The sequence below is a fragment of the Amycolatopsis plumensis genome, assembly GCF_042652605.1.
GTDB classification, from domain to species: domain Bacteria; phylum Actinomycetota; class Actinomycetes; order Mycobacteriales; family Pseudonocardiaceae; genus Amycolatopsis; species Amycolatopsis plumensis.
The window spans coordinates 2,643,501-2,658,828 of record NZ_JBHSJY010000001.1; the positions used below are offsets into that span (position 1 = coordinate 2,643,501).

The 15,328-nt window shown below is 70.0% G+C and carries 15 protein-coding genes; 7 read left to right on the forward strand and 8 right to left on the reverse strand.

The annotated features are described in order from the left end of the window. Positions 1-3: 3 nt before the first annotated feature. The 5 genes from purM to ACFPLC_RS12625 form a co-directional block, all read right to left on the reverse strand. The gene (gene purM / locus ACFPLC_RS12605) at positions 4-1,074 is read right to left on the reverse strand and encodes a phosphoribosylformylglycinamidine cyclo-ligase (RefSeq protein ID WP_378190532.1); all 1,071 of its coding nucleotides are present in this window, start codon (positions 1,072-1,074) and stop codon (positions 4-6) included. Between the two features lie 29 nt (positions 1,075-1,103). Continuing rightward, positions 1,104-2,630: an amidophosphoribosyltransferase gene (gene purF, locus ACFPLC_RS12610; protein ID WP_191315261.1), complete on the reverse strand. Its 1,527-nt coding sequence runs from the start codon at positions 2,628-2,630 to the stop codon at positions 1,104-1,106. 118 nt (positions 2,631-2,748) lie between these two features. Then, positions 2,749-3,054 (reverse strand): hypothetical protein, encoded by a 306-nt coding sequence (locus ACFPLC_RS12615; RefSeq protein ID WP_191315262.1) that lies wholly within the window; start codon positions 3,052-3,054, stop codon positions 2,749-2,751. After that, positions 3,041-3,280 (reverse strand): DUF397 domain-containing protein, encoded by a 240-nt coding sequence (locus tag ACFPLC_RS12620; RefSeq protein ID WP_013230745.1) that lies wholly within the window; start codon positions 3,278-3,280, stop codon positions 3,041-3,043. The genes ACFPLC_RS12615 and ACFPLC_RS12620 overlap by 14 nt, the downstream gene beginning before the upstream one ends. Positions 3,281-3,534: 254 nt before the next feature. Then, positions 3,535-4,413: a helix-turn-helix domain-containing protein gene (locus ACFPLC_RS12625; RefSeq protein ID WP_378190535.1), complete on the reverse strand. Its 879-nt coding sequence runs from the start codon at positions 4,411-4,413 to the stop codon at positions 3,535-3,537. A 200-nt stretch (positions 4,414-4,613) separates the two neighbouring features. Between ACFPLC_RS12625 and ACFPLC_RS12630 the strand changes: the two genes are divergently transcribed. Further along, entirely contained in the window at positions 4,614-5,411 is a 798-nt protein-coding gene (locus ACFPLC_RS12630; protein ID WP_378190537.1) for an SAM-dependent methyltransferase, read from the forward strand. A gap of 29 nt (positions 5,412-5,440) precedes the next feature. Here ACFPLC_RS12630 and ACFPLC_RS12635 read toward each other — a convergent pair whose 3' ends face one another. After that, positions 5,441-5,842, reverse strand: coding sequence for a sterol carrier family protein (locus ACFPLC_RS12635; RefSeq protein ID WP_378190539.1), 402 nt, complete (start codon positions 5,840-5,842; stop codon positions 5,441-5,443). 56 nt (positions 5,843-5,898) lie between these two features. Between ACFPLC_RS12635 and ACFPLC_RS12640 the strand changes: the two genes are divergently transcribed. The 5 genes from ACFPLC_RS12640 (at position 5,899) to ACFPLC_RS12660 (ending at position 10,759) form a co-directional block, all read left to right on the forward strand. After that, a complete protein-coding gene (locus ACFPLC_RS12640) occupies positions 5,899-6,603 on the forward strand; it encodes a type VII secretion system-associated protein (protein ID WP_378190911.1) in 705 nt (234 codons plus the stop codon). Positions 6,604-6,707: 104 nt separating this feature from the next. Then, positions 6,708-7,508, forward strand: coding sequence for a lysozyme (locus tag ACFPLC_RS12645; RefSeq protein ID WP_378190540.1), 801 nt, complete (start codon positions 6,708-6,710; stop codon positions 7,506-7,508). Positions 7,509-7,699: 191 nt separating this feature from the next. Next, positions 7,700-8,569 (forward strand): lysozyme, encoded by an 870-nt coding sequence (locus tag ACFPLC_RS12650; protein WP_378190542.1) that lies wholly within the window; start codon positions 7,700-7,702, stop codon positions 8,567-8,569. A gap of 178 nt (positions 8,570-8,747) precedes the next feature. After that, positions 8,748-9,650, forward strand: coding sequence for a hypothetical protein (locus ACFPLC_RS12655; protein WP_378190544.1), 903 nt, complete (start codon positions 8,748-8,750; stop codon positions 9,648-9,650). A gap of 5 nt (positions 9,651-9,655) precedes the next feature. Then, positions 9,656-10,759 (forward strand): pentapeptide repeat-containing protein, encoded by a 1,104-nt coding sequence (locus ACFPLC_RS12660; protein WP_378190546.1) that lies wholly within the window; start codon positions 9,656-9,658, stop codon positions 10,757-10,759. Between the two features lie 64 nt (positions 10,760-10,823). On the opposite strand, the gene ACFPLC_RS12665 is transcribed toward ACFPLC_RS12660, so the two are convergent. Continuing rightward, entirely contained in the window at positions 10,824-11,546 is a 723-nt protein-coding gene (locus ACFPLC_RS12665) for a TetR/AcrR family transcriptional regulator (RefSeq protein WP_378190548.1), read from the reverse strand. A 70-nt stretch (positions 11,547-11,616) separates the two neighbouring features. Between ACFPLC_RS12665 and ACFPLC_RS12670 the strand changes: the two genes are divergently transcribed. Next, a complete protein-coding gene (locus ACFPLC_RS12670; protein WP_378190550.1) occupies positions 11,617-12,783 on the forward strand; it encodes a DUF418 domain-containing protein in 1,167 nt (388 codons plus the stop codon). A gap of 40 nt (positions 12,784-12,823) precedes the next feature. Here ACFPLC_RS12670 and purL read toward each other — a convergent pair whose 3' ends face one another. Beyond that, entirely contained in the window at positions 12,824-15,130 is a 2,307-nt protein-coding gene (gene purL, locus ACFPLC_RS12675) for a phosphoribosylformylglycinamidine synthase subunit PurL (protein ID WP_378190552.1), read from the reverse strand. Between the last annotated feature and the right edge of the window lie 198 nt (positions 15,131-15,328).

The following is a 15,328-nucleotide window of genomic DNA, read 5'->3' on the forward strand; positions in this document are numbered from 1 at the left end:
GCCTCAGAACCGCGGGTGGTCGCCCGAGAGGACCGCGCGCGGGCCGTCGACGTCTTCGGCGGGCTGGACGTCGCCCAGCACCCACGCCGGGACGTGCCGCGCGGTCAGCATGGCCAGCGCCCGGTCGACGTCCTCGGCGCCGACGATCGCGACCATGCCGACGCCCATGTTGAACGTCTTCTCCAGCTCGGCCCGCTCGACCTTGCCGCGGTGGCCGATCAGCGCGAACACCGGCGCCGGCGTCCACGTGCCGCGGTCGAGCCGGGCGACCAGGCCACGCGGCATGACGCGGGCGAGATTGGCCTCCAGGCCGCCGCCCGTGATGTGCGCGAACGTCCGGACCTCGGTCTCGGCGGCGAGCGCCAGGCAGTCCTTCGCGTAGATCCGCGTCGGCTCCAGCATCTCCTCGCCGAGCGTGCGGCCGAACTCCTCGACGTGCCCGTCGAGCGGCATCCGGGCGATGTCCAGCAGCACGTGCCGGGCCAGCGAGTAGCCGTTCGAGTGCAGGCCGGACGAGCCGAGCGCCAGCACGACGTCACCCGGGCGGACCTTCTCCGGCGAGAGCAGCTGCGACGCCTCGACCACGCCGACGCCGGTGGCCGACATGTCGTAGTCGTGCTCGCCCATCAGGCCCGGGTGCTCGGCCGTCTCGCCGCCGAGCAGCGCGCAGCCGGCCTGGACGCAGCCCTCGGCGATGCCGCCGACGAGCGCGGCGATCTTCTCCGGGTGCACCTTGCCGACGGCGATGTAGTCCTGCAGGAACAGCGGCTCGGCCCCGGTCACGACCAGGTCGTCGACCACCATGGCGACCAGGTCGATGCCGACCGTGTCGTGCTTGTCGAGGGCCTGCGCGACGGCGATCTTCGTGCCGACGCCGTCGGTCGACGACGCGAGCACCGGCTCCTTCCACTTGTCGAGCTTCAGGGAGAACAGCCCGGCGAAACCGCCGACACCACCCATGACCTCGGGCCGCGTCGCCCGCTCGGCGTGCGGCTTGAGCAGCTCGACGGCTTCATCGCCGGCGTCGATGCTGACGCCGGCGGCGGCGTACGTGGCGCTCGTGGACTCGCTCACGGTGGAAGGACTCCCTACTGGAAGGACGGTCAGGGACGCCGGACGGCGTCTTCGGCACCGTACCCGGCGGGACTGACGGGGGTTGCCGCGCCATTGACCGCGTCGAGGCTTTCGAGCAGGTGTTTCCCGATCAGCGCGTCCTCCGGCAGCGGGATCGGGTACTCGCCCGAGAAGCACGCCGTGCACAGCCGCGACTTCGGCTGCTCGGCCGCCGCGACCAGGCCGTCCAGGGAGATGTAGCCCAGCGAGTCGGCCCCGATCGAGCGGCGGATGCCGTCGAGGTCGACGCCGTTCGCGACCAGCTCGGCCCGCGACGCGAAGTCGATGCCGTAGAAGCACGGCCAGCGGACGGGCGGCGAGGCGATCCGGACGTGCACCTCGAGCGCGCCGGCCTCCCGCAGCATCCGGACGAGCGCGCGCTGAGTGTTGCCGCGGACGATCGAGTCGTCCACGACGACCAGGCGCTTGCCGCGGATGACGTCCCGCAGCGGGTTCAGCTTGAGCCGGATGCCCAGCTGGCGGATGGTCTGCGACGGCTGGATGAAGGTGCGCCCGACGTAGGCGTTCTTCACCAGGCCGGTGCCGTAGGGGATGCCTGAACCCTGCGCGTAGCCGATCGCGGCCGGGGTGCCCGATTCCGGCACTGGCATCACCAGGTCGGCCTCGACCGGCTGCTCCTTGGCGAGCCGGCGGCCGATCTCGACGCGGGTGGCGTGCACGCCGCGGCCGGCGATCGTGGTGTCCGGGCGGGCGAGGTAGACGTACTCGAAGACGCAGCCCTTGGGGTCCGGGTTCGCGAACCGGGACGAGCGCAGGCCCGCGGCGTCGATGGCGATGAGCTCGCCCGGCTCGACCTCGCGGACGAAGGACGCGCCGACGATGTCGAGGCCCGCCGTCTCGCTCGAGACGACCCAGCCGCGCTCGAGCCTGCCGAGCACCAGCGGGTGCACGCCGTGCGGGTCACGCGCCGCGTACAGCGTGTTCTCGTCGGAGAACACCAGGCAGAAGGCGCCCTTGAGGGTGGGCAGCAGCTCCATGGCGGCGGCTTCGATGCCCTTGTCGGCGGCGTTCGCCGCGAGCAGGCCGCAGATCAGGTCGGAGTCGCTGGACGAGCCGGTCAGGCCCGCGTGCGGCTTGAGCCCCGCTTCGATGGTGCGTTCGCGCAGCTCGGCCGTGTTGACGAGGTTGCCGTTGTGGGCGAAGGAGAGACCGCTGCCGGTCTCGGTGGTGCGGAAGATCGGCTGGGCGTTTTCCCAGATGGTCGCGCCGGTGGTCGAGTACCGGCAGTGCCCGACGGCGATGTGCCCCTGCAGCGACTGCAGGATCTGCTCGTCGAACACCTGGCTGACCAGGCCGAGGTCCTTGAAGACCACGATCTGCGAGCCGTCGGAGACGGAGATGCCGGCCGCCTCCTGGCCCCGGTGCTGCAGGGCGTAGAGGCCGTAGTAGGTCAGCTTCGCGACTTCTTCCCCGGGAGCCCAGACGCCGAAGACGCCACACTCCTCACGGGGTTCCGGTTCGGGCTGGTCGGACACGAGCTGCGGGTCGGAAACCACCGAGGAGCTCCTGGGAAGACGTGGTCAGGCCAGTGTCAGTGTAGACGGTCCGGACATGAGCCAGGCCCCGCCGGGCGTGGTTCTGACCACTTCGGACGGGGCCTGGAAGCCTGTACGTCTAACACGCATCCGGCAGCGAAAGAATCTCCGTCAGCACCTGCGCACCTTCCCCGCGGCGGCGCCACAGCCACCGCTCCGGCTCGAAGATGTTCTCTTCGGAGCCGGGCATCCTGGTCGCCACGACGTCGTCCTCGGCGTTGAGCCGGACCACGTCCACCACGTCGTCGTGCACCCGCACGCCGACGACCGCGAGGACTTCACCGCGTTCGTCGGCGGGGTGGACGAACTGGTAGCCGCGGGCCACCAGTTCCTGCAGTCCGGTTTCGATGTCGAAGACGGGGGCGACGGCCTCAGCCGAGGACATCGTCGAATTCACCGTCCTTCGCGCCCGCCAGGAACGCCGCCATCTCGGCGCGCGTGTACACGAGCGCCGGGCCGGTCGGGAACCGCGAGTTGCGCATCGCGATCTCGCCGTTGGACAGCGGCGCGACCTCCACGCAGTTGCCGTAGGCACCGCTGTAGCTCGCCTTGCGCCACTCGGCACCGGACAGCCGATCGGCCGGGATGCCGTTCTCGAATCGCTCAGCCATGTTCCCACCTCTCGATGCGGAAAACCCTGAGGCAATGCATATGCATGTGCATTTGCCCGCGTGTTCGAGGCTAGCACGTGTGACTGCAACGGTAAATGCACGTGCAGAATTTCTTGCAAAGTTCGCGGACGGTAAGAATTACCAGATCGCCGTTAACCTATCCAGTGACGCGCGTGTGCACGAATGGAGTAACAACTACGGTTCGTTACCGCTCAGCGGAGCAGATTTGCCTGCGGAGACAGGCAAAAGGGCAGCTAGATCTCTTGGCGGCGCTTCCCGAGCATCGACCGGCTGCGCTCGGGCGTCTCCGCGTCGACCGCGAGCATGTCCAGCGCGCGGCTGTACTTCTCGATCTCTTCGCGCTTCTCGATGTAGTGCGCGCCGGTCATGTACTCGACGTAGGCGATGTTCGGCAGTTCCGGTTCGCCGAAGCGCAGCAGCGAAAACGCGTGTTCCGCGGACAGGCCGCTGCGCGAGTACGGCAGGACCTGGATCGACACGTGCGGCAGCGCGCTCATCTCGAGCAGGTATTCGATCTGCTGCTTGAGCACCTTCATCCCGCCGATCGGGCGGTAGAGCACCGACTCGTCGAGCACCATCCAGACGCGCGGCGCGTCCGGCCTGCTGAACATCTTCTGCCGCCGCATCCGCAGCGCGACCAGCTGGTCGACCCGCTCGTCGGCCATCTCGGACCGGCCGTGGCTGAAGATCGCCCGCGCGTACGGCTCGATCTGGAGCAGGCCCGACACGTAGAGCGGCTCCCAGATCTGGATCCGGGCGGCGGCTTCTTCGAGGCCGACGAGGTCGGTGAACCAGTTCGGCATGGTGTCGCCGAAGCGCCGCCACCAGCCCGGCTCGTTCGACTGCTTGACCATGTCAAGGAACGCCCGGCGCTCCGTCGGGTCGTCGACGCCGTACATCGTCAGCAGGTCGGTGACGTCGCGTTCCTTGAACCCGACCCGGCCCAGCTCCAGCCGGCTGATCTTCGACTCGGAGCCACGGATGTTGTAACCGGCCTGCTGACGGGTGATGCCGGCCTCTTCACGGAGCCGCCGCAGCTGCGAGCCCAGGATCATGCGGCGCGCCGTGGGGCCGATGTTCTGTTCACCTGCGGACGCGTTCACCGCGTTCATTCCCGGCCCTTCCGCGCTCACGTCACCAGGGGGTCCTAGCCCGACTACCGAAAGTACACGTTGGGCCGTCCTGCGCAAAGAGGTGACCCGGTTTACCGCATGCGTGTGGAGTCCTACTCTACGTAGAGTACGAGACTTTCAACACAGAACTTGCGAGGTTCAACATGCCCGACGCCGCGACCCGGACCGAACGAGTTCCCGTGGGGGTCGACCCGACCCGAGCGAGCATCGCGCGCGTGTACGACGCCTTCCTGCTCGGGAAGGACAACTACGAAATCGACCGCGAGGTCCTGCACAAGGTCCAGAAGGCGGCCCCGGAAGCGCAGGACCTGGCGTTCGAGAACCGGGGCTTCCTGATCCGCGCCTGCCGCTTCCTCGCCAGCCAGACCGGCATCACGCAGTTCCTCGACTGCGGCTCCGGCCTGCCGACCGCGGAGAACACCCACCAGGTCGTCCAGCGGATCAACCCGGAGATCAAGGTCGTCTACGTCGACAACGACCCGGTCGTGCTCGCCCACGGCCGCGCGCTGCTCGAGGAGAACGAGAACACCCACTTCGTCGCCGAGGACATCTTCGAGCCGCAGCGGATCCTCGAGCACGAGGTCGTCCGGCAGCACATCGACTTCTCGCAGCCGGTCGCCCTTCTCCAGATGGGCACGCTGCACCACTTCAACGGCCCGGACGAGCGGCCGGCCGAGATCATGAAGGAGTACATCGACGCGCTGCCGTCGGGCTCGTTCGTGGCGATCTCGCACTTCTTCGACCCGGAGGACGAGGACTCCGCGACCGCCCGCAAGATGGAGGACTTCTTCCTGCACAGCCCGATGGGCTCGGGCACCTTCCGGACGCAGAAGCAGATCGAGGACCTGTTCCCCGGGCTCGAGATGGTGCCCCCGGGCGTGGTCCGGTGCGCCGACTGGTGGCCGGACGGCCCGCGGCTCAAGGACCTCAACGTGGCCCAGCGGACCATCGCCGGCGGCATCGGCCGCAAGCCGTAGGGCAGTTCCCGGTCCCCACCGGCCCTGCGTCAGTCCTCGAAACCCGTGCGTCCGATCCGCAGCAGCGGAAGCCAGTGCGACAGGTCGGCCCGGGAGCCCGACGCCGACACCCGGCCGTCGGCCACGGCCGTGATCCAGTCCAGTTGCCCGGTGGCCAGTTCGAGCCACGTGCGCGGGTCGGTCTCGATCACGTTCGGCGGCGTGCCGCGCGTGTGCCGCGGGCCCTCGACGCACTGCACCGCGGCGAAGGGCGGCACCCGCACCTCGACCGACCGGCCCGGCGCGTCCGCCGCCAGGGCACGCAGCGACAGGCGGACCGCGGCGGCCAGCTCCGGGCGCGCCGGATCCGGCGCGTCGCCCTGCAGCCACGGGGAGATCGCCAGCACCGCCGCACGTAACTGTCCGGGGTCGACCGAACGCGAAGAGGCCATGGGCAAACAGTAGAGTGGCGCACCAAGACTTGGCAGGCACACCCGAGAACATGGGGATGACGATGGCGCAGCGGGACGAGGCGGATCGGATGGTTTCGCAGCAGCCCACCGGAAGCGAAGCCGATCGCCCCGGGGGGCACGGCAAGCACAACCGCGCCGCGCGGCGCGAAGGCAGGCAGGCGCGGCGCAGCGGCAAGCACGGGACGCCCGAGATCACCGCGGAGATGCGCGCGAACGCCCGCGCCAATCCCGACAGCTGGCTCTACGTCATCGACGAGGCCTTCGACCCGAACGGCCCGGTGCCGTCGTGGGCGGTCGTCGGCGCGTACCCGGTGAACGGCGCGGGCGACGTCATCGCCGACTTCCACCCCAACGACCGCTACCGGCCCTCGCCCAAGGCGCTCGGCTTCCCGGACCCGGCGAACGACCTCGAGCACCTGCTGCAGCTCGTGCGCACCGAGCACCGCCCGCCGTCGGACCTGCCGAAGGCCGTCCTCGACGCGACGCTGTTCGTCTACGCGATGTCGCCGGTGCAGCGGACCGTCATCGGCTTCCACAACACCGACGGCCGGGTCATGGTGCCCGCCTACACCCGCAAGTCGCTGGTGCCGCGCGAGTGGCCGCACGCGCGGGCGGTGGTCGGCCGCGACATCGTCGACCTGCTCGGCGGGCACCCCGTCGCGATCAACCCGCACGACCTCATCACCGCGGTCGTGCCGGCCGAGCACCTGCTGAAGGCCATCGCCGACGAGCGGCGCTGACCTGCGGGTTCAACCCCATCGAGTGATCATCGAGTCGCCGATCCGGCGGTGCCGGTGCATCGTGAGACTGAAGAAGTCTCACGAGATCGGTGGGGAGCCAGAGGGTGAAACGACGTTCGCTGCCCTTCGCCGCCGTCCTCGCGTCCGTCCTGCTCGTGGCCGGGCAGACGTCGGCGAAGGCCGACGACCCCTACGCCGGCGCGGAGGACCACTACGCGGGTTCGCAGATCGCCGAGGTCGAGGGCGTCGGCGAGGGCCCCGACGTGCTGTACGGCGGTGACGACCAGCTGCTCGGGCACGACGTCAGCGGGCACCAGGGCCCGGTCGACTGGCCCGGCGCGGCGGGGGCGGGCGCCAAGTTCGTCTACGTCAAGGCGACCGAGGGCACCGGGTTCGTGAACCCGCAGTTCGCGCAGCAGTACAACGGCTCCTACAACGTGGGCCTGATCCGCGGCGCCTACCACTTCGCGCGGCCGGACATCTCCGACGGCGCGTCGCAGGCGCGGTACTTCCTCGCCCACGGTGGCGGCTGGTCGGCCGACGGCAAGACCCTCCCGGGCGCGCTCGACGCGGAGTACAACCCGTACGGCGAAACGTGTTACGGCAAGGACGCCGCCGGCATGGTCGCCTGGATCCGCGCCTTCTCCGACACCTACCGCGCGGCCACCGGCCGGTTTCCGACGATCTACACGTCGACGAGCTGGTGGAAGCGGTGCACCGCGAACAACGGCGAGTTCGGCGCCAACCCGCTCTGGATCGCGCGCTACAACAGCTTCATCGGGGAACTGCCGTCGAGCTGGAGCATCCACACGATCTGGCAGTTCGCCGACCGCGGCACCCTGCCCGGCGACCAGAACTGGTTCAACGGCTCGGCGGACCGGCTGCTCGCCCTGGCGCTGGGCTGAACGGCCCAACCGTCCAATAATAGGTGTTAACTCGTCACCGATTAACGATCTTCTCGCCGGGAAAATCACCCACACGTATACCCAATTTCACGGAACTGAGTGACAAACGCCACTTCGTCCTCAACAATCGTGCTCGGGCGGCTACCTGCAGTTAGCCGCTCATCGCGAGGGTATCTGTGAAGGGAACCAAGATGTCCACTTCCCGAAGAGGGCGGCTGTTCGCTGCCCTGGTCGTCCCGGCCACGCTGCTCCTGCTCGGCAGCACGGCGCAGGCGACGACCTTCTCCCCCGAAGTCGACCCCGTGGCCGCGATCAACGCGGACATCGCACAGCACAACCACGAGCTGGGGTCGCAGATCCGGCGCGTCGAAGGCGACACGTCGACTCCGGACAGCCAGAAGTCGGCGCAGCAGCCGCAGCCCGGACAGGCCATGCCCGGCCAGGTGCTGGCCACGGTGGCCGGCATGGACGTCGCCAGCTACCAAGGCAACGTCGACTGGGCGAACTGGTGGAACCAAGGCAAGCGGTTCGTGTGGACCAAGGCCACGGAGAGCACCAACTACACCAACCCGTACTTCACCCAGCAGTACAACGGCTCCTACAACCAGGGCTTCATCCGCGGCGCCTACCACTTCGCCACGCCGAACACCTCGAGCGGCGCGGCGCAGGCCCGGTACTTCGTCGCCCACGGCGGCGGCTGGTCCAAGGACGGGAAAACGCTCCCCGGCGCGCTGGACATGGAGTACAACCCGTACGGCGCGACCTGCTACGGGCTGAGCAAGGCGGGGATGACGTCGTGGATCCTCGACTTCCACGACACCTACCACTCGCTGACCGGCCGGTACCCGGTGATCTACACGTCGACGAGCTGGTGGGGCAGCTGCGTGAGCGGTGACTTCTCCAGCACGGCCCCGCTGTGGGTCGCGCGGTACGCGTCGTCGGTCGGCACCCTGCCCTACAACTGGGGCTACTACACCGTCTGGCAGTACACCTCGAGCCCGCTCGACCAGGACACCTTCAACGGTGCCTACGACCGGCTCCAGGCCCTCGCCAACGGCTGATCCACCCCACAACCGGCTCCCGGATCGTGACGGCTTCGCGCCGTTGCGATCCGGGAGCCGGGTTCATGCCGTACCGTCCGAGCTTGCAGAACGCCGCAGCCACGTCCTGGGGGAACCGCACGCCGCCACCGGACGTCGGAAGCGCACGAACACCCAGCGCCCGGAAGGCACGAACCCGATGACCTACCCGCCTCAGCCGGGCCAGCCCGGCCAGCCCGACCCGTACGGCCAGCCGCCTTCCGGCGGCTTCCAGCAGCAGGGTGGCTGGGACCCCAACCAGCAGCAACAGCCGTACCCGACGCAGCAGTACCCGCAGGGCTGGGACCCGAACCAGCAGCAGGGCTACCCGCCGGCGTCGGGCGGCTTCCCGGCGAACCCGCAGCCGGCGTGGGGCGACCCGTACGCCCAGCAGCAGCAGCAGTCGGCGTGGGCGGACCCGAACGCGCAGCAGTACGGCCAGCAGGCCTGGGACCCGAACGCGGCCGGCCAGGTGTCCGGCTGGGACCCGGCGACCGGGGGCTACACGCAGGGCTTCGGCGGGCCGCCCGCGCCGCCGAAGAAGAGCAAGACCGGGATGTGGATCGCCATCGGCGCCGCCGTGGTCGTCGTGCTCGCCCTGGTGGGCATCACGGGCTTCGTCGCACCCGGGTTCTTCCTCTCGAAGGACGACACCAACACGGCCGCGGCCCCGACGTCGAGCACGTCGGCCAAGCCGTCGGCGCCGACGTCGAAGCCGACGGCCAAGAAGCCGACGGTCACGAAGCCGACGACGCCCGACAGCGGCGGCGGCAGCTCGGACGCCAAGGCCGTGCTGCAGGGCTTCATCGACAAGCTGAACGCGGGCGACAACAACGGGGCGGTCGCGCTGGGCTGCGCCGACTCGAAGGAACTGCTCAGCTCGTGGCTCGAGACGTTCCTCAAGCCGCCGCTGCAGCTGCAGCTCGGCGACGTGCCCGCCGACAAGTACCTGGTGGAGGGCGAGGTCACCGGGACGTCCGCCGGCAAGCCGGTGAAGGGCACGCTGAGCGCGACGAACTTCGACAAAAAGGGCTTCTGCGTCAGCACCATGCTGGTGTCCTGAGCGCCGTGAAGCTGTGGCGATCGCCGCTGGCGTGGACGTTCCTCGCGTCGGTGGTGCTGCTGCTCGGGGTCGGCGGCTGGCTGCTGACCGACCCCGCCACCAGCCGCAGTGACGCGCTGAAGACGGGCGGCCTGGCCGGCGGCGCGATCGTGGCGCTGTACGCGCTGTGGCTGAACGACCGCCGTCGCCGGGTCGAGGAGCGCCGCCAGGACATCGAGCGGCAGCGGCACGAACTCGAGGCGCAGCGCGCGGAACAGGACCGCGAGCGGGTCGCGGACGAACGGTTCGCGAAGGCGGTCGAGCTGCTCGGGCACGCGGCCGACCAGGTGCGGGTGGGGGCGCTGCACGCGCTGGCGGGGTTGGCGCGGAGCCGGCCGGACTACACTCAGACGGTGCTGGACGTGCTGTGCTCCTACCTGCGGCGGCCGTTCGAGCACCCGCGGTACGCGGCAGGCTTGGAGCGCCACGTCCGCAGCGACACCCGAGGCGACCCCGAGCAGGAGCAAGAACTCCAGGTGCGCCTCACCGCACAACGGCTGCTCAAGGACCTGCTCCCGGCCACCGACGTGCCGGATGCGCGGGACTACTCCCTCGATCTCACCGGCGCCGTCCTCGAATACCTCGATCTCGGCGGGCGCAGGATCGGCGGGATGCTCCTGCGGTACGCGGCGCTGCACAGCAGCACGAACCTCAACGGATGCCGCTTCACCGGCCGCGTGTACTTCACCGCCGCAGGCACCGGCGACGGTCGGCTGATCGGCGCCTTCCGTTGCCGGGGAGCGGTGTTCGAAAGCCACGCGTGGTTCAGCGGAACCCATTTCGCCGAGCTCGCCGACTTTGCCGAGACCACGTTCGCCGGGCCAACGGCGTTCAAGGACGCGGAGTTCGCCGCCGATGCGGTCTTCACCGGGGTGAAGGCCACCGGCTCACTGGACCTGCGGCGGGCTTCGTTCGAGGGGCAGACCGATCTGCGGTTCTTCTCGCTGCCGTCGTCGGTTTCGCTGTACAACACCTTGGTGCGCAACGAAAAGGACGTGCGCATACCCGCGGAGTGGGACCTGGAGGAACTGCGGGACGGGACGGCCCGGGTCGTCGCCAAGGCGGGCTGAGCAGCCCCCGTTTTCCACGCTACCGGAAGGCACCGACAATTCCGGTTTCCGTCCACAGTGGACGTCACCGCCGGGCGATGGCGGCCGCGACGCCGTCCAGGATCAGGTCCAGGCCGAACGTGAAGTCGTGGTCGGCCGGGTCCACGCCGGACGGCTCGAAGACCTGGGCCCCGAACAGGCCGGCCGCGTACGGGAAGCGCTGGGGTTCCACCAGCTCCGCCAGCGTCCGGCCGTAGTCGCGCTCCACCTCGGCCTGGTCCGCCGCCGCGTACTGGCGAGCCAGCAGGGTCGCGTTGCGCACGTGGCCACTGACCGCGTTCAGCACGCCCGCCTGGGTGCCGAGATCCAGCCCGGTGCCGCGCAGGGCGCGCAGCAGCGCGTCCACCCAGCTGATGGCGTTCGGCCCGCGTGGGGGGCCCGCCATCGGCACGTCCACCAGCCACGGGTGCTCGGCGTACCTCGCCCGGACCGCCGTCGCCCACTGCCGCACGCCGTCGCGCCAGTCCGGCGGCTCGCCGAGGTCGGGCGCGGGACCGGTGGCGTGGTCGGCCATCAGCTCGAACAGCTCGTCCTTCGAGCCGACGTGCCGGTACAGCGCCATCTTCGTGAAGCCGAGGTGCTGCGCCACCTTCTGCAGCGTCACCCCGGCGAGCCCGTCGCGGTCGGCCAGGTCGACGGCCGCGCTCACCACGCGGTCGACGTCCAGCTCGGCCGGGCGGCCCCCGCGCGGCGGCGCCGGACGCCGCCACAGCCGGCTCAGGGCAGCGGGCAGCTCCCGATCAGGCACCGGACTTCCTCCACTTAGTGTCCAAGGGATAGTATCTATGGGACATTAACTACTGACCTGGGGAAACACCGTGACCAGACCGCTCACCGCGGGGAAGACCCGCGTGCACGACGTCGATGCCCTGCGCGGGTTCGCGCTCCTCGGCATCTTCATCGTCAACATCACCTTCATGGCCTCCGGCTACCCCGGCAGCCTCGTCACCGACCCGGCGTTCTCCTCGACCTTCGACGACGTCGTCCGCGGGCTGTCGTCGGTGTTCGTCGACATGAAGTTCTACCTTCTCTTCTCGTTCCTCTTCGGCTACAGCTTCACGCTGCAGGTGCAGGCCGCGGCCCGCGCGGACGCCGCCTTCGCGCCGCGCATGCTGCGCCGCATCGCCGGCCTGTTCGCGCTGGGCGTGCTGCACATCGTGCTCCTCTACGGCGGCGACATCCTCACCACCTACGCCGTGGTGTGCCTGATCCTGTTCTGGATGCGGGGCGTCCGCGACCGGACGGCGCTGCGCGTTGCGGCCGTCGTCTACGGCGTCGTCCTGTTCAGCGCGCTGGTGAGCGGGCTCTTCCTGGACCGGTCGGCGTTCGTGCCGTCCGGCGCCGAAGCGCTGGCCAACGCCGAGCGCTCGACGAACGCGCTGCTCGGCGGCTGGGGCGACGTCATCGGCGAACACCTCGACGGGCTGTCGCTGCTGGTCGTGCAGGCCGTCTCGCTGCAGGGGCCGGCCGGGCTCGCGATGTTCCTGCTCGGCATGGTCGCCGGCCGCCGTCGCCTGTTCGCGCTGGTGCGCGGAGACGAGCCGGTGCTGCGCCGGATCCAGTGGCTCGGCTTTCCGATCGGGATCGCCGGTGGCGTGGTGTACGCGCTCGGCGGCGGGAACGGGAACACCCTCGCCGTCTCGGCCAGCATCGCCACCGCGCCGCTGCTGACCGCGGCCTACGTCGCGACGCTGCTGCGGGTGATGCACCGGGCCGCTTTCGTCCGCGACGCTCTCGCGCCGGCCGGGCGCATCGCGCTCACCAACTACCTCGCCCAGGCGCTCTTCGGCCTGCTGGTCTTCACCGGCGTCGGGCTCGGTCTCGCCGGCACGTTTTCCCCACTGGCCACGACGGGACTGGCGGTGGCGTTCTTCGCCGTCCAGCTCGCGGGCAGCGCGTGGTGGCTGCGCCGGCACCGGTACGGGCCCGCCGAATGGCTGCTGCGCTGGATCACCAACGCGCGGCGCCCGGCCTGGCGCGCGTAACCGGGTTGGGGCCTCCGGCCGCGCCGAAGGCCCCAACCGGTCAGTCGAACAAGGCGGGAAGGGTGCGCTCCCAGGCCTCACGCAGCTCGTCGAGCGTGAACTCCGTGATGCCCTGCAGCTCCAGCGTCCCCGAATCCGGGTCGACCACGCCGGTCTTGCGCCACGGGAGGCCGCGCGCGGTGCACATCTCCGTGAAGCGGAGCTCTTCCGTGCGCGGGACCGCCACCAGCACGCGGCCCGCGGACTCGGAGAACAGCTGCACGAACGGGTCCTGGTCGGCGTCCAGGAACACCCGGGCACCGCACTGTCCGATGAGGACGGTCTCGACCAGGGTCTGGATCAGGCCGCCGTCGGACAGGTCGTGGGCCGCCGAGATCATGCCGTCGCGGGACCCCGCCACCAGGATCTCGCCCAGCAGCTTCTCGCGGGCCAGATCCACCTTGGGCGGAACGCCGCCGAGGTGGCCGTGGAGCTCGCGGGCCCAGGCCGAGCCGTCCAGCTCGTCGTGCGTCTCGCCCAGCAGGAGCAGGGTTTCGCCCGCCTCCGCGCCGATGCCGGTCGGAATGCGGCGGGTCACGTCGTCGATCACGCCGAGGACGCCGATCACCGGCGTCGGGAGGATGGCCGTCGACCCCGTTTGGTTGAAGAAGCTGACGTTGCCACCGGTGACCGGGATGCCCAGCTCGACGCAGCCGTCCGCCAGGCCGTGCACCGCCTGCTCGAACTGCCACATCACGCCCGGGTCGGTGGGGGCGCCGAAGTTCAGGCAGTCCGACACCGCGACCGGCGTCGCGCCGCCGGTGGCGACGTTGCGGTACGCCTCCGCCAGCGCCAGCTGCGCGCCGCGGTACGGGTCCAGGTAGACGAACTTGCTGTTGCAGTCCGTCGCGACCGAAACGCCGCGACCGGTCGACTCGTCGATCCGGATCATGCCGGAGTCCGAGGGCTGGGCCAGCACGGAGTTGCCGCGCACGTACCGGTCGTACTGCGACGTCACCCATTCCTTCGACGCCTGGTTGGGCGCGGAGATGAGCTTGAGGACGTCCGCGCGCAGTTCGTCCGGAGTGGACGGACGCGGCAGCTTCGCCGAGGTGTCGGCGATCAGGGCGTCCTGAAAGGACGGACGCTCGATCGGGCGGTCGTACACCGGGCCCTGGTGGGCCACCGTGTGCGCGGGGACGTCGACGACGACCTCGTCGTGCCAGGTGATGACCAGGTGCTCGCCGTCGGTGACCTCGCCGATGTCGGTGGCGATGACGTCCCACTTGCGGCAGACGGCCATGAACGCCTCGACGTTCTCCGGCGAGACGACCGCGCACATGCGCTCCTGCGACTCGCTGGAGAGCACCTCGGCGGGCGTCATCCCGGTGGCGCGCAACGGAACGCGGTCGAGGTAGATGTGCATGCCGCCGTCACCGGCCGCGGCGAGCTCCGACGTCGCGCAGGACAGCCCGGCGCCGCCGAGGTCCTGGATGCCGACGACGAGTTTCTGGGCGAACAGCTCGAGGCAGCACTCGATGAGCACCTTCTCGGTGAACGGGTCGCCGACCTGGACGCTCGGGAGCTTCTTGCGGCCCGACGCGGACTCGTCACCCGAAAAGGTGTCACTCGCCAGGACGGAAACGCCGCCGATGCCGTCGAGGCCGGTGCGGGCGCCGAACAGGATGATCTTGTTGCCGGTGCCGGACGCGAAGGCGAGGTGCAGGTCCTCGACGCGCATCGCGCCGACGCACAGCGCGTTGACCAGCGGGTTGCCCGAGTAGGACGGGTCGAAGACGAGCTCGCCGCCGATGTTCGGCAGGCCGAGGCAGTTGCCGTAGCCGCCGACGCCGGCGACCACGCCAGGCAGCACACGCTTGGTGTCCGGGGCGTCGGCCGGGCCGAAGCGCAGCGCGTCGGCGACCGCGAGGGGCCGCGCGCCCATCGCCATGATGTCGCGGACGATGCCGCCGACGCCGGTCGCCGCGCCCTGGTACGGCTCCACATAGGACGGGTGGTTGTGGCTCTCCACCTTGAAGGTGACCGCCCAGCCCTCGCCGATGTCGACGACACCGGCGTTCTCGCCGATGCCGGCCAGCATCTTGGCCTTCATCTCGTCGGTGGCGGTCTCCCCGAAGTAGCGGAGGTGCTTCTTGGAGGATTTGTACGAGCAGTGCTCGCTCCACATGACCGAGTACATCGCCAGCTCCGCGTCGGTGGGCCGGCGGCCGAGGATCTCCCGGATGCGGGCGTACTCGTCGTCGGCGAGGCCCAGTTCGCGGTAGGGCTGGGTGTGGTCCGGGGTCGCCCCGGCGCGCTCGGTGGTGTCAACGGTGCTGGTCACGGTGTCCGTGTCAGGGTTCGCCACGGCCGTCAGGATACGTGCCGGGCCCGGCCGCCCCGGACGGTGGGCCACTGAACCGGGAGGGCCCTTCGAGGGTGTGACCGGGGCGACATCCGGAGCGGCTCGGGCCGGTGGCGCGCATTGTGGACAACTCGGGTGCGGCCTGGGCGCGCGGCCCGGAATTGTCGGTGGCCGCGAGTAACGTTGAACTCGGGGGTCCCC